Origin of the sequence: uncultured Paraglaciecola sp. (assembly GCF_913058035.1) — a bacterium.
Classification (GTDB): domain Bacteria; phylum Pseudomonadota; class Gammaproteobacteria; order Enterobacterales; family Alteromonadaceae; genus Paraglaciecola.
The window spans coordinates 1-14,804 of sequence record NZ_CAJXPA010000119.1 but is presented as its reverse complement, the minus strand read 5'-3'; the positions used below and the strand labels follow the sequence as shown (position 1 = coordinate 14,804).

The following is a 14,804-nucleotide window of genomic DNA, read 5'->3' as shown; positions in this document are numbered from 1 at the left end:
GTTATTAAAATTGCTTCAATAATTTTCTTACGCCTAATATTGCTTTCCAAGCAAGTGTTGTCTGATGTTAATTAAAAAAATATTTCCAATCCTACAAGGTAGGCACCATTTAAACAACACAATTAAACCATAATTTAATTGTGGTTTAATTGTGTTGTTTAAATGGTCGTAATAAACATAAACCAGTCTATTAATGAAATAAAAGGTTATTACAAAGGACTTTATTCCTGCGAAAAATATGCCTCACACGTGAGAGTGAGATGACTCGTTTGTATTCATATACTTTCAAAGTCACTGATTGAGCTAAAGTTAAAAAATCTTTTAAACAAAATGAAACGGAAATAGTTATTGGCTGTGATGTAAGCTCAAAAAGCGGAGTATTAATTAAATAATACTTGTTGGACATCTGTTATGAGCAAAAACGGCATGTCTCCCATGCTTGACTCGGCCTGTTTAGCTAATACCATGTTGGCAGACTTTAATGTAGCCAAAGATACCAGACCATCGATGGTAGTTTTTGAACTAAGTATTGGGCTGTTTTTTTGTGTCGTTGACCAAAGCACAATTCACTAGTTCAACATCATTAGGCACTAAGCTGTCGGCAATTTTTTTGATACTAATACCGCGGTCTTTTAATACAACATTGACTTTGATTAGGCGATCACTTTTATGGCTTTACATACTATGACTAATTTTCTTTCACTTTCCGGAACAATATTGCATATACATTACCAGCTAAAAGGATGCCTGCGGTTAGGATAGTACTAACCATTACTTTTTTCATGATGAGTCACTTTTTGTTTGTTGTATTTAATTTTGAGGACACCTACAAACTATTGATGAATATAGATTTTGAAGGGATGAAAATGATAAATAACGGTAAATATAATTAAGCACTCAAACAATTAAATACAGCTATTGACCAGCTCTCATCGTAAGATTTTCGTCGTGTTTTGTGAAATTTAGTTACATTTACTTTATTAGTCCCACGACTAGACGACTTAACCCATTTAGTTCATCAGCCTCATATGAGGCTATTTCTTGTTAGATTGTTATGGATTGGATAAGACAATCAAACCTCAGTCACAAAGATAAAATATGAGTGCACAAGTCTTTTGCTGGGATTACCATAGCATATTTGGCATGCATATCATGCAAACTGGCGTGATGGGCACTTAAGTTTCTATCACCACATGCTTCAGGTACCACAAAAACTGGGTAGTTATGTTGCAAGCCATCAATCACAGTAGCGCGAACACAACCACTCGTTGTTAAACCCACAACCACGATTGAGTCCACTGCGTTTTTTTCTAACTGTGTTTCTAATTGCGTCTTAAAAAAAGCGCTTGGCCATTGTTTTTCAATGATCAGTTCATCGGTTCTTTTATTAATTTTACTATTGATTTTTACCCACTGGCTTGACGCTTGAAGGATATCTAAATCTGGTAAACGTCGACGAAATACACTGGCAGTGGTCTTATCGTGATATACCACTGAAGTAAAATAAACAGGCAGCTTTTTAATTCTGAATGTGTCTAATAGCCTATTAATTTCTGAGATTTGACTGTCAAAATCCCCCCCAAGTGGGCTAGCCGCATCGCTAAACCCATTAGACAAGTCAACCACAATAAGTGCTGGGCGTACGCCCAGACTTATTGTGCCAGTGGCTAAATCACGATCCTGTGGTGTATTTGGCATAGTCTAGTTATTTCACTTCAAAGCTCGAGACTTAACAAAACTAGGCGTTTGTGGTGCAGGCAACCCCGTTTCCTCGAGGCATCTAGCTTTGATTTCTTCAATCGTGCCACCAAAATCAAATAACTGTGTATCACCACGCTTCTCACTTAACGACGCACGTAATGCAGTGGTTTGTTTTTGGTCAACCGCACCATCCACTATTACCACGCCATAACGTTTTGCGCCTTCAATAGAGACTAAACCACGATTTACGTCGCCAAGTACACTTACGCAATCGCGCAAGAATGGGTCTCCCCAGCCACCCCCACCCCATGTATTGAAGTACAATAAATCACCTGTTTTTACTTCAACACCATCACATTTAGCTGGCAAGATTTGTTGTGTTCCATCTGCACGTTTTAATATTTTAGTGGACCTTTGTCCGGGTGTGCCGCCGTTTACACCCCAAGGGTAAGTCAACCATCTTTCATCATGAATAGCGATATTACCATCGTTAAGAAAACGATATGCTACCGACAATCCATTACCACCGCGATGTTTACCCGCACCACCAGAGTCGATAATGGTCTCGTATTGTTCTACTCGCAATGGGAAGTAGGCTTCGATAAATTCATTAGGTACATTAGTAAATCCTGGCCATAATGAATGCCCATCAGGTCCATCACCTACTGGGCGACCCGGTATGCCTCCAAAACCAATTTGAAACAATTGAAACCACTCGCCTTTGTCATCGTAACCTGAATAAAATAAGTGAGGTGAATCAGAAAATCCAGCCGCATTCATGGCTTCTGGGGCTCCTTGTCCCAACAGACCTCCCATCACATCAAAAATACGTCCTAATGCATGGGTACGCCCTGACAGCGCAGCGGGGAAATTAGGTTTGAGCAAACTACCGGCGGGTATATGCACATCGACTAGATCATAAAAACCATCGTTGAACACAATTTGTGGATCCACAAGATTGATAGTAAATGAACCAAAAAACATCTTAAACATGTCTTCATTCAGGTAAAAGTTAATCGAGCTGTTAGCTTGAGGATCGGTACCTTCAAAATCAAATATTGCGCGATTGCCTTCTCGCCACATTTTACACTGTATTTTATAAGGACCCATGCCAACGCCATCATCACAGACATAGTCCACAAACGTACGTGGCTCTTCTGGTACCAACATATTAATGATGGCTTCCATTGCCACATGGTTTCGCTCTAGCATGATTTCCATAGTGGAATAAAATATATCATCGCCAAATCGTTCTGAAAATTCGATACATCGTTTAGCCGCAGTATTACAAGCGGCAACCAAGGCATTCAAATCAAATCTATTCCATTGTGGGGTGCGTACATTGTGCAAAATCAAATCTAAAAGATCGCTTTGCAATACCCCTTTTTTATACAGCTTAGTGGGTGGAATACGGATCCCTTCCTGAAAGATACTTTCTGCTTTAATAGGGATAGAACCCGGCACCATACCGCCATTATCTGACATATGGCCAAACATAGCAGACCAAGCGATATGCCGGCCTTCTTTAAAAATAGGCACGAGCACAATCCAATCTGGTAGATGGGATACAGCAGCATTGGTCATATAAGGGTCGTTCGTTAATATGACGTCCCCTTCTTCTAACTGCCCGGTGTATGCTTCTAAAAACCCATGAATAAATGAGCCAAACTGACCCACTACCATTTTGCCGTCTTTGTTGGCAATCATCGGAAAACAATCACCTTGCTCTCGAATTCCTGGGCTCATGGCGGTTCTAAACAATACCGCATCCATTTCTTCTCGCGCATTACTCAGGGCGTTTTCGATAATGTCTACTGTAACTGTGTCCACCTCGACTCTTTTCAAAGGTGACGTATTCGTTTGTAAAATTTTGTTATTCATTGTCATCTCCAATTACTTCGCTGGATTAATAAGAAGATTACCGACTGCATCAACCTTGGCGTGATAACCAGGTAAAATGACGGTGGTGGAGTCCATTTCACTCACAATGGCGGGTCCCGGGATCTGCAAATCAGTTTGCATCTTATTTCGATCGTAAATAGGTGTAGGGTGATATTGTCCTTCGAAATAAATCTGACTATCTGCCAACTTACATTCATCTAGCGTGTTAACCGCATTGTCTTTTGGGATAGTGGGTAACTCACCGCTGCTGGCGGTGGCGATAGCGCGAACCATAACAATCTCATGGCCTTCTTCTAGGGCAAACGTAAAGAGCTGTGTATGTTCTTTGTCGAACTGAGATTTAAGTACCTCTACACCCTGAGCGTGTAATTCAGCTAATGTAAATTCAATGGATAATTGAAACGCTTGGCCGGTATATCGCAAGTCTGCCTGATACGTTACTTTTTGATCCGATAACGCAATACCATCAGTGATCAAGGTAGCACTGGCTTTATGTTTTAACTCATCTAATACTGTTTCTAGCTCTACTGCAGAGGCATTTTTAAGGAGTTTAACGAAGGTTTTTGATGCTTCATCACGCACCACAGTAGTCGCATCACCATAAGCACATAACACCCCAGGACCCGGAGGAATAATAGTAGGCCAAGCCTGAGTCAAAATCCCCAGAGCATTGGCATGCAATGGACCCGCGCCACCAAAACCAACGAGAGCAAAATCTCTTGGATCAAATCCTTGCTCTACAGATACCAATCGTAACGCACCAAACATGGCTTCGTTAACAATTTTGATAATACCTTCTGCAGCTTCTTCTATTGTTAAACCCATAGCATCAGCGACTTTCTTGACCGCCGCCACTGCCGCCTCTTTATCTATCGCCATTGCGCCACCGAGTTGCACATTAGAGGGCAAATAACCTAATACAACATTCGCATCACACACTGTAGGTTCAGTACCACCTTTCATATAGGCTGCAGGTCCGGGCTTAGCGCCGGCAGATTCAGGTCCAACACGTAACGCTTTGGTAAGTTCAGGAACAAAGGCTAATGAGCCACCACCAGCACCCACTGTGCGAACATCAACCGATGGAGCGCGAACTGTCACATCGCCGACTCTGGTTTCACGTCTGACTCTTGCCTTGGCGTTTTGGATCAAGGCGACATCTGTGGATGTGCCTCCCATATCAAAGGTCAAAATGTCGTTAAATCCAGCTTTTTTACAAAAATGCATGGCACCCGATACGCCGCCTGCAGGTCCAGACATTAATAGATTAACCGGGCTTTCAGCTGATGCTCTGGCGGATGCTAGCCCCCCATCTGATCGCAGAATAGAAAGATGTAAGTCTTCACCCATAGTGGCTATTAAAGAACGATTTAAATTTTCTACGTATCTGGCTACTTCTGGGCGCACATAACTATTCACAACGGTGGTTTCTGTGCGTTCGTACTCCTGCATCTCTGGGACTAGATCACTGGATATTGAAATAGGAATATCCGTAAATATTTCTGCAGCGACTTCTTTAGCTTTCTGTTCGTGAGCACCATTTAAGTAGGCATTAATAAAACAAATAGTCAGTGCTTCGACTTGACCGGTGTTTTTTAAGGTGGTTAACGAAGCGCGAAGTGCGGCTTCATCTAAGGTATCCACTGTCTCGCCATTCGCGCCCATTCTTTCATTAGCTTCAACCGTTAATTCCAGTGGGGCCAACAAAGGTTTTTTTACAAAACTCACCCAACCGCCTAGCCCGCCCGGGCAAAACGAGCGAGCAACTTGTAGAACCTGCTTATAACCTTTAGTCGTCACTAGACCGACTTTTGCGCCTTTTCCTGTTAAGACTGCATTGGTGGCCACTGTAGTACCGTGCATCACACGCCTGATTTTCTTAGGGTCTATACCAGACTCTTGACAAATTCTATCGATGCCATTTAATACCCCTATGGAAGAATCCTCGGGAGTGGATGGCACTTTAGCCGTGTGGGTTTGACCATTTTCTTCATTTATAAGTAACAAGTCAGTGAACGTTCCGCCCACATCTACACCTAATCGATAACTCATGTTTTACTCCAATATCCGGTAACTTTTATTATGCCGATTCATTAAGATAATAATTTTCAATCCAAGGCTTAGCGTTTCCACCTGAAGCAGAGCCAGTCAATTCGATGGCCAAGTCTGCCGCTTTGACTAGCAGTGCCATATCGATCCCCGTTGAGAATCCCATCTGCTGTACCATCATCACCACATCTTCGGTTGCCACATTACCACTGGCACCAGGTGCGAATGGACAGCCGCCTAGCCCGGCAATGGACGCATCAAACCTTCTTACTCCCGCACTTATCGCCGCATAAACATTAGCTAATCCCATGGCTCTGGTATCATGAAAGTGACAAGACAACTGACTCAGGTCAAAACGACTAGCCATTGCTTCCATCAGTTGATTGACCTCTAAAGGATTGGCCGCACCAATAGTATCTGCAATAACAATGCTAGAAGCACCGGCTTGTAATAGTTGTTCGGTGATACTAAACACACTATCCGCGCTTATTTTTCCTTCAAAAGGGCATGCCCAAGCAGTAGCCACATAAGCTTGCACATTAGCGCCCTGTTTTTTGGCCGCCTTCAACACATCTTTACTGACTGAAACGCTGTCGTGAGTAGTCATACGAATATTTTTCAGATTCATGGTGTTTGATGTGGCAACGACTAATGACATCAGCGGAACTTTGGCCGACATCGCTAATTCAAAACCCTTCATATTTGGTATCAAGGCAGAAAATAAGCTTGAGTTATTTTTTAGTGAAGCAGCTAGATCTGCAAATAACTCATCCGTCCCAGCCATAGCTGGCACTGCCTTAGGTGAAACAAAAGCTCCCACCTCTATCTCAGGTACTTTGGCATCTACCAACGCACTGATTAAACTCAGACGCTGATCTTTACTGAGTAATTTAGGCTGATTTTGTAAACCATCACGAGGGCCCACATCATTAATTGTAATGTGATCCGGATGCATTAACTGACCACCTCTGCAGCTCTTAGAATAGATACATCCTCAGAGCTCATACCCAATAAATCATGTAGCACTTTTTCGGTATGTTCACCTAAACCAGGCGCCGCACTAAAACTTTCCTCGTTGCTCCTAGAAAATTTTATCGGATTACCAGGCCCTTTGGTTTTGTGTCCTTCGGGATCTGATAATTCCACTACCATATTACGATGCAATACTTGAGGATCACTCAAGGCCTGAGAAAATTTGTTGACGGGGGCACATGGGATCCGCGCGGCTTCCAGTAAACCTAGCCAGTGACCAGCACTTTTTGTTGATAGTTTGTCGTTTAAGGCGGCATTAATAAAATGCTGATCTTTGAAACGTCCGGGTTGGGTGTCGTATTCAGGCTTCTCTAAGCTTTCTATCTGCACCACTTGTTTTAAGTTTTGCCAAAAGTTATCAGTGATAACCGCGATCACAATTTGTCCATCACTGGTGGTAAAAGTATTATATGGCACATGTACAAAATGAGAATTACCAATTGGATAAGGATCTTTACCCGAGATAAAATGCATGGTGGCCATATAATTTAACAAAGAAATTTGGCAATCCAACATCGAAATGTCGACGTCTTGCCCTTCTCCGCTTTTCTCACGCTCTAGCAATGCTGCTTGAATGCCCATCACAGCAAACATACCGCCACCCAAATCACCAATAGGAATGCCCGCTCGAACTTGCTGATCTTCATTGGCACCGGTAATGGACATACCACCACCCATAGCTTGGGCAACCTGATCAAAAGCCGGACGTTTAAAACCTGGGCCATCATTACCAAAACCGGTGATAGAACAACTAATAATACGAGGATTCACTTGCTTTAAATGTGCATGGTCAATTTTGAGTCGGGTTGGCACACCAGCACCAAAATTATTGATCACCACATCAGATTTTTTAACTAAGTCATAAAATAACTCGAGGCCTTTGGGTGTTTTCAGATCGATACACACACTTTTTTTATTACGATTAAGGGTAATAAAATATGCCCCCATACCATTGATAGAATTTTCTGGATCTGTGGCTAAGAGTTTGCGGGTTCCCTCTCCCTTAAGTGGTTCAACTTTTATGGTCTCTGCTCCTAAATCGGCTAATATCATGCCGCAATAAGGTCCAGATAACATATGCGTTAAATCAAGTATACGTGTCCCTGACAATGGTTTATTAGTCACTGTAAACTACTCCAATAGATAATAGAGGAGCCTTGCGGCTCCCTCACACTAGAAACGATATGTAAAGTCGATACCGTAAGAATCACGTGCTGAAGGTTGGATAAAAGAACCACCAAACTCAGGAGTAGGAATAACTTCTTGTAAATATTTTTCATCGGTTAAGTTTTTAGCCCATATTGCCAAGTTCCAATCATCTGCGTCAAAACTGACTCTTAGGTTAACCGTACTATAAGCATCACGACTTGCGTTCTCAAAATTAACAGGGTGAGGTCCAGGAGGTACACCGCCACCCAAAGTACCGAAGAAATCCCAAATAGTGGGTAAACTCTGTGCAGTTTCTTCAGGCCCAGTTCCTTGTAATGAGTGGAAAAAGGTTTCGCCTACATACTGCCAGTCCAATCGAGTGGTCATAAATACATCAGCAGTTAAAGTGTAATCCCAGCTTACCCCAAAAGTGAAAGTTTCATCAGCGGCTTGAGGAGCCTTATTACCGACAGAAAGTGGACGGTTGCGATTTTCTTTAATTTCACTATCCAATAAACCCATGCCCCCAAATACCGTAATATCTTCAGTTACTTGGGCATTAATATCTAACTCAAAGCCTTGAATAGCTAATTCTTCAATAGTGGTCACAGCACGCAGTAAACCAAATGGGCCAGCGAAGAATTCAAAAAACTGGTTATCATCGACAGTAGTTGAGAATACAGCCGCATTCAGTTTCACTTTGTTGTTCATCATCTTCGATTTGAAACCAAGTTCAATATTAGTGGTGACTTCTTTATCGTACTCATCTTTCACTATCAGTTGAGCATTAACCGCATCACCAGGGGTGCCATTACCATTGGCATTAAACCAAAAGTCTAAAGTGGCTTCGGTACCAATGGAGTTAAAGCCACCACTTCTGAAACCTACACCATAACTGGCATACCAATTAATGTTCTCACTCGCTGCATAACCTAAAGTCACTTTAGGTTGCCATTGGCTAAATGAGCGACTTCTGTTAGGAATACCATTTGGATTAGCGTTAAAGGCTGGATTGATTGGGCCTAATACACCGTTAACGTAAGTGTTCACATTCAGTCCAGAGGCAGTTACATTGGGTACATTATTGTTTACTTCTCTGTCTTCGTAGTCATAACGTAGAGCCACGGCTAATTCCCATTGCTCACTCAGATCATATTCAAGCTGGCCAAAAGCAGACATGACTGAGGTATCAAAGGTGTCAGAGAATAGTAAATCAGTTGGATTAGGGCCAGTAGGTGGCACATAAGCTTGGCTCAAAAAACCTTGCCCCGTATCGGCACCATAAGCAACGACGACATCACGTTCGATCTCGGCAAAATAGACGCCACCAATCCATCTTAAGTCTGCATCGTTATCGTCTGAGGTAAAGCGTAATTCACCACTAATATCGGACTGGCTTCGCTCTTGATACTGATAACCATCGCACGATAAGGGTGTAAAAGGTCCATAAACCCCAGTGAACTCGACCCCAGGAGGAAACACACCGAAGGGTGCAAAAAAGTTACCAAACAAGTCAGTTCTATCTGCACCACCTAATGCACCAGGTGCATTATTTAAGCTAGCGCGGTCGGTTTGACATTGAGGAGTCAGTTCATAGCCATAAAAGGTGGCACTGGTGCCATCAGAAATTAAGTCTTCTTCTAGATCGTTATAAGCTAAAACGGCGGTGACATCCATACCATCTAGATCCCAGTCAGCTTTTAAAGATAGCTCAGTGGTGTCTTGTTTGTTGATGCCAGGCACGTTGAATGCAAAGTTAATGTCTACTTCATTCACGTCTTTGTTGAAAGCCGGATCAAATCCATTGGCAACAAATGAAGGTAATGCAAATACTGCGTTATAGTTTATCGCCCCACCTTCGACCTTGCCCATACTGGCACGAAAATCTAAGGTTAAATCATCACTAACATCCCAAATAAGACGACCGCGGATATTTGTGTCGTCAAGATAGTCGACTGAATCATCTTCACCAGTAAACACGTTCTCATAAAAACCATCTGTGGTTTTATAACTGGCGGTTAAGCGACCACGAACGTTTTCTGACAGTGGTCCGCTGATCACCCCATTTATTCTTTGACTATTGTTATTTCCTACGCCTAAAGTGACCCTGCCCTCTAATTCATCTGCTGGCATTTTAGTGGTGACTATTATCGCACCCGACACAGCATTTCGACCATACAACGCTCCTTGTGGGCCTTTAAGCACCTCGATTTGTGATACATCTAATAATTCTTCATTGAAACTGTTTGGATTAGTCATCAACACACCGTCTACCACATAGGCAAACGTGCCTTCAGCATCACGGGTAGATACGATGCCGCGAATGGTCACTTGTGTATCACCCACATTTGCTGCGTCAACCATGGTTACGTTAGGAATAAGCCCAATGAAGTCGCCTGGGCGTTCGATGCCAGCGCTTTCAATCATCTTCTCAGAGATAGCAGTGACGGCAATAGGTACTTCTTGTAAACTTTCTGGACGCTTACGAGAAATACTGATGACTTCAAAATCATCTGCTTGCTCGGTTGCCTCTTGAGCAACCGCTTGATTTATTCCTATTAAACTACTGGCGGACAGAGCAACCAATATACTGGTTGCAAGTACGCTTTTACGGAGTGTTATCATTATGTTTTCTCCAATAATTTTATTTTAGATTTATGTGTTTTAATCTTCGCCATAAGGTTGTTTGACTCAACCCAAGGTAGTGAGCGACTTGTTGCTTATCACCGTTGAATTTATGCATTGCGTCCACCACTAGTTCCAACTCTTTGGTTCTGACCAAAGTTTGCTCAATATCAAATGTTGTTTTTAAAAAAAGTTCTGGAGAAATGTCGCGCAATATTTCCTTAATCTTTGTGAGGTCATCAGCCATCTGCATGGATGCAACAACCCGTTCAAGGACATTTTCTAACTCTCGTACATTACCTGGCCATGAATAACTCACTAAAATCTCGAGTGTTTCAGAGAGTATTTCTGTTACCGAAAACTGCGATTGATAACTCGTAATGAAACGAGAAATTTTTTGTATAGCTATGCTAGAGATGTCCTCGGGGCGCTCTCGTAATGGGGGGATATGAATATTAAAAACATTAATTCTAAAAAATAAATCTGCGCGAAACTTACCTTCTACGACTAACTGTTTGAGTTCTTTATTGGATGCCGTAATCACTTTTAAATAGGCAGGTTTTTCCACATTAGAGCCTATAGGCCGATAATGTCGTTCTTGCAAAAATCGAAGAAGTTTTGATTGTTGATCAAGAGCCAACTCACTAATCTCATCTAGAAATAAAACCCCATCTTGCGCTTCTTCAATTAACCCTTTTCTACCGCCTCGTTTAGCCCCTGTAAAAGCGCCATCTCTATGTCCAAAAAGTTCTCCTTCAAATAATTCAGTTGGAATAGACGAACAGTTAAGCGCAACAAAATTACCTTCTGAAAAAGGACTCGTTTCGTGAACGGCTCGTGCTATCAACTCCTTACCTGTTCCAGATTCACCATAAATTAAAACATTACTAGGTGAGGAGGAAAACGCTCTAACCTGTTGCATCACTTTTTTTATAGCTGATGATTCAAAGACTAATTGGTGGCGAGAGGTAGGTTTAACTTTTTCTGGTTTAGGCTTTTTTCTATATAATTGATATATATACAAAGGTTTGCCTTGTGTGATCACACAATCTTGATGAAACCACCAATCAACACCTTGAATACAGCACTCGCCATCAGTGGGACGCATTATTTCTTCAGAATAAATGAGGCTTTCTAAGTCAGAACAATTGTTGTTATCCACACCTAATTCTTGTCTAGCTGCTTGATTAAAAATAATAGACTGACCTTCTTTGTCAGTCATAAAAATTGGTGTTTTTGATTGTTTTAGCAACCAATTAGTTAACGCTGCGCCTTGATTAGAAACAATCTGTTGATTAACTACTTGAATAGCACTAACAATGGTTTTGCGGCAAGATTCAGCACTGTATAATAAAAAAGAGGGGAGCCCGTGTTGTGTAGCCAAACCACATACTAAACTAGCCCCAACATACGCAATATTAGGTTGTTGTCGTGTTAACTGAAATAATTCGCGTGCTTGTTCTGGGGTAGTATAAATTTCCTCTTGGATGGTCACGTTTAACGCCGCTTCTAGAATAGGTACAACGGGTGACGCTTCGGCAAAGTTAATCAGCACTATATTACGAGACACTTGCGCTGCGCGTTGTACTGCTGAAATAATATCTGTAACACTGCAATCTAGGGAGACAACAGGCAAATCCAAAGCTGACTTCAAATAGGCTGCGTTAGAGCCGGCGCTGACAATCACATCCGGTAAAAAACTTCTTATGTGCTCGTCTATTTCCGACACACTTCCGACTATTGCATCGAATAATTTAAATTTCGCCTTCTCAGCAAACTCGGGTAAAACACTGGTCATAAGTTGGCTAAATTCTTTGTGACCAAAAATCAAAATTCTTATTGCTTGTGGCTTTACATTCACTTTGTTCACGATACTTTCTCCAGATTTGTCGGACTGACAACTAAGAGTTGTATAAAAGTAAACATAAGTAGATGCAAAATAACTAGCCAACTTTCAATTTGAATAAAAGGTAGTTCTTAGATAGCATTAGTTATGCCATTTTTATCATTTTTTAGTTGATAGCCCATTTTTATTGGGGTTAAATGCTAGTTTGAGAATTCGAAAATTAAACTCGCAAGAGATTTTTTGATGGTTTTATTTCAATATGAAAAATATTATTTCATATTGAAATAAAAATAAAGTGATATCTTATTTTGAAATGAGCTGACAGAGTTGTAAAACAGGCCCTAAAGCTTTGGGGCAATCAAGATCTTGCACGGTCCAATTGTCTAATCCCTGCCGTTTACCTTTGTTATCTAAGTAAATGCCTTGCTGAGATAGTTTTTCTATTGACTCGTCTAATGAGTCCACACTCAAAGACAACAAGAATAGTCCTTCCCCACGCTCGGCCAAAATTCGCGCAACTTCTCCTTCAGTTGATGTAGGTTCCACCAAAACAATCCATACCCCCGATAATAAGAAACGAGCGCTTTTTACATATCTTTTTGGTAAGTCCTCAATAATAGGTTCAGATTGTAACAGGGTTCGCAAATATTCAACTTGTGGTGCCAATTCTCGCACTACAAAGTTAATGTGGTGGACTGCATTAACTTTGGACATCACGTTTACTCCTAGAACTATCAAGTGACATTTAAGAACAAATAACACTTGATAGTGTCATGCTATCAACAATATCAAATTTGCTAACAAGCAATATTGTTATTCATTTGAACACAGTGTTTATTCTTTCATATAACCCAAAGGTAACTCTTTAATGGCTGCCACACCAGAGTCTATAGCGGCTTGTGCCACTGCTTTTGCCACACGATTTAACAACCGAGGGTCCATAGGTTTAGGAATAATATAATCCTTACCAAAACTAAGACTCTTTATATTGCTAGCAGCCAATACCTCTTTGGACACTTTTTCTTTAGCAATATTACGTATTGCATCCACCGCAGCTATTTTCATCTCATCGTTAATCCTAGACGCACGCACGTCTAACGCACCGCGGAAAATAAACGGGAAACACAATACATTATTCACTTGGTTAGGATAATCAGAGCGACCTGTTGCCATAATTAAATCATCCCGTACTTGATGGGCCAACTCAGGTTTAATTTCAGGGTCAGGGTTAGAGCAAGCAAAAACGATCGGATTAGGCGCCATTAATTTCAACGCTTCTGGTGGCAAAAGATTAGGTCCAGATACACCAATAAATACGTCCGCGCAGTCTAGGGCATCCTCTAAAGTTCGCTTATCGGTGTTATTGGCAAATAACTTTTTGTGGCTGGTGAGATCTTCACGACGAGTATGGATCACGCCCTTTCTATCCAGCATATAAATACGTTCGCGTTTAGCACCACATTTAATCAACAACTGCATGCAAGCAGTGGCTGCGGCACCAGCACCTAGACACACTATTATGGCCTCTTCTATACATTTACCTTGAATTTCCAACGCGTTCAACATGCCTGCAGCGGTGACTATAGCAGTACCGTGTTGATCATCATGAAAAACAGGTATAGCACAGCGTTTAATTAATTCTTGCTCTATTTCAAAACATTCAGGGGCTTTAATATCTTCGAGGTTAATCCCGCCAAAAGTATCTGCAATACACGCGACTGTGTTAATAAATTCTTCTGTTGTCGTATGTTTTACTTCAATATCAATAGAATCAATGTTGGCAAAACGTTTGAACAACAATGCCTTACCTTCCATAACAGGTTTGGACGCAAGAGGACCTAAATTGCCTAAGCCTAAAATAGCCGTACCGTTAGAAATAACCGCAACTAAATTTCCTTTGCCAGTGTATTTATAAGCAGCATCGGGATCGGCTGCAATTTCTCGAACAGGCTCAGCCACACCGGGGCTGTATGCTAGCGCTAAGTCGGTAACACTCTCGGCGGGCTTACTAAGCGCAATGCTGATTTTCCCTGGTGTAGGTTTGGAATGGTAATCAAGCGCTTGTTGGCGAAAATCAGACATGGTGTAGTCAGTCCTTTTGGAATTAAAAAATGTTTTCAGTAAGTTTAAACGTCAATTGTTACTCTTTTGAATTGATGTCCTTTTAAAAAATTTCATCAGGCAGAATTTTGATCAACATCCTTCCCACAAATGTAACACAGCCTGTATTAATCCACATACCCGATCAGATTGCTATTTTCATATATCTAATATAATTAAAATTGATACTTTATGATTTGCCCAACCAATAAATAGCCGAAGCCTGCTAAGGGTAAGCAAAACATGGTAGCAGCGTTAATTTTTGCTAAAAAAAGGCACAAAAAAGACGCTAGATAAGCGCCTTTTTATGTATTGTCAGACTAAAAAAAGACTTAGCTTTTCTTAAGACCAGCAAAACGTTTGTTGAATTTATCAACACGTCCACCAGTGTCGACGTTAC

The 14,804-nt window shown here is 41.4% G+C and carries 10 protein-coding genes; 1 reads left to right on the top strand and 9 read right to left on the bottom strand.

What is annotated here, in order from left to right:
- Positions 1-411 precede the first annotated feature (411 nt).
- A complete protein-coding gene (locus QZ562_RS14710) occupies positions 412-573 on the top strand; it encodes a hypothetical protein (RefSeq protein ID WP_293761629.1) in 162 nt (53 codons plus the stop codon).
- A 510-nt stretch (positions 574-1,083) separates the two neighbouring features.
- Here the strand turns inward: QZ562_RS14710 and QZ562_RS14705 are convergent.
- The 9 genes from QZ562_RS14705 to QZ562_RS14665 form a co-directional block, all read right to left on the bottom strand.
- Complete coding sequence (locus QZ562_RS14705; protein WP_293761627.1) at positions 1,084-1,698, bottom strand: isochorismatase family protein; 615 nt, start codon at positions 1,696-1,698, stop codon at positions 1,084-1,086.
- Positions 1,699-1,710: 12 nt separating this feature from the next.
- Positions 1,711-3,582 (bottom strand): hydantoinase B/oxoprolinase family protein, encoded by a 1,872-nt coding sequence (locus tag QZ562_RS14700; RefSeq protein WP_293761625.1) that lies wholly within the window; start codon positions 3,580-3,582, stop codon positions 1,711-1,713.
- A gap of 12 nt (positions 3,583-3,594) precedes the next feature.
- Positions 3,595-5,655, bottom strand: coding sequence for a hydantoinase/oxoprolinase family protein (locus QZ562_RS14695; RefSeq protein WP_293761623.1), 2,061 nt, complete (start codon positions 5,653-5,655; stop codon positions 3,595-3,597).
- Between the two features lie 28 nt (positions 5,656-5,683).
- On the bottom strand, positions 5,684-6,607 hold the full coding sequence (locus QZ562_RS14690; protein WP_293761621.1) for a hydroxymethylglutaryl-CoA lyase: 924 nt from the start codon (positions 6,605-6,607) through the stop codon (positions 5,684-5,686).
- On the bottom strand, positions 6,607-7,809 hold the full coding sequence (locus QZ562_RS14685; RefSeq protein WP_293761619.1) for a CoA transferase: 1,203 nt from the start codon (positions 7,807-7,809) through the stop codon (positions 6,607-6,609). Before QZ562_RS14685 ends, QZ562_RS14690 begins: the two co-directional genes overlap by 1 nt.
- Before the next feature lie 48 nt (positions 7,810-7,857).
- Entirely contained in the window at positions 7,858-10,458 is a 2,601-nt protein-coding gene (locus QZ562_RS14680; RefSeq protein WP_293761617.1) for a TonB-dependent receptor, read from the bottom strand.
- A gap of 19 nt (positions 10,459-10,477) precedes the next feature.
- On the bottom strand, positions 10,478-12,328 hold the full coding sequence (locus QZ562_RS14675) for a sigma 54-interacting transcriptional regulator (protein WP_293761615.1): 1,851 nt from the start codon (positions 12,326-12,328) through the stop codon (positions 10,478-10,480).
- 279 nt (positions 12,329-12,607) lie between these two features.
- Positions 12,608-13,018, bottom strand: a complete 411-nt coding sequence (locus QZ562_RS14670) for a VOC family protein (protein WP_293761613.1) — start codon at positions 13,016-13,018, stop codon at positions 12,608-12,610.
- A 120-nt stretch (positions 13,019-13,138) separates the two neighbouring features.
- On the bottom strand, positions 13,139-14,386 hold the full coding sequence (locus tag QZ562_RS14665) for a malic enzyme-like NAD(P)-binding protein (RefSeq protein ID WP_293761611.1): 1,248 nt from the start codon (positions 14,384-14,386) through the stop codon (positions 13,139-13,141).
- Between the last annotated feature and the right edge of the window lie 418 nt (positions 14,387-14,804).

What these genes read in the sequence shown, in the direction of transcription:
- QZ562_RS14680 (WP_293761617.1), bottom strand. Translation starts at nt 10,458, where the DNA reads ATGATAACACTCCGTAAAAGCGTACTTGCAACCAGTATATTGGTTGCT.
- QZ562_RS14705 (WP_293761627.1), bottom strand. Translation starts at nt 1,698, where the DNA reads ATGCCAAATACACCACAGGATCGTGATTTAGCCACTGGCACAATAAGT.
- QZ562_RS14695 (WP_293761623.1), bottom strand. Translation starts at nt 5,655, where the DNA reads ATGAGTTATCGATTAGGTGTAGATGTGGGCGGAACGTTCACTGACTTG.
- QZ562_RS14690 (WP_293761621.1), bottom strand. Translation starts at nt 6,607, where the DNA reads ATGCATCCGGATCACATTACAATTAATGATGTGGGCCCTCGTGATGGT.
- QZ562_RS14665 (WP_293761611.1), bottom strand. Translation starts at nt 14,386, where the DNA reads ATGTCTGATTTTCGCCAACAAGCGCTTGATTACCATTCCAAACCTACA.
- QZ562_RS14670 (WP_293761613.1), bottom strand. Translation starts at nt 13,018, where the DNA reads ATGTCCAAAGTTAATGCAGTCCACCACATTAACTTTGTAGTGCGAGAA.
- QZ562_RS14700 (WP_293761625.1), bottom strand. Translation starts at nt 3,582, where the DNA reads ATGAATAACAAAATTTTACAAACGAATACGTCACCTTTGAAAAGAGTC.
- QZ562_RS14710 (WP_293761629.1), top strand. Translation starts at nt 412, where the DNA reads ATGAGCAAAAACGGCATGTCTCCCATGCTTGACTCGGCCTGTTTAGCT.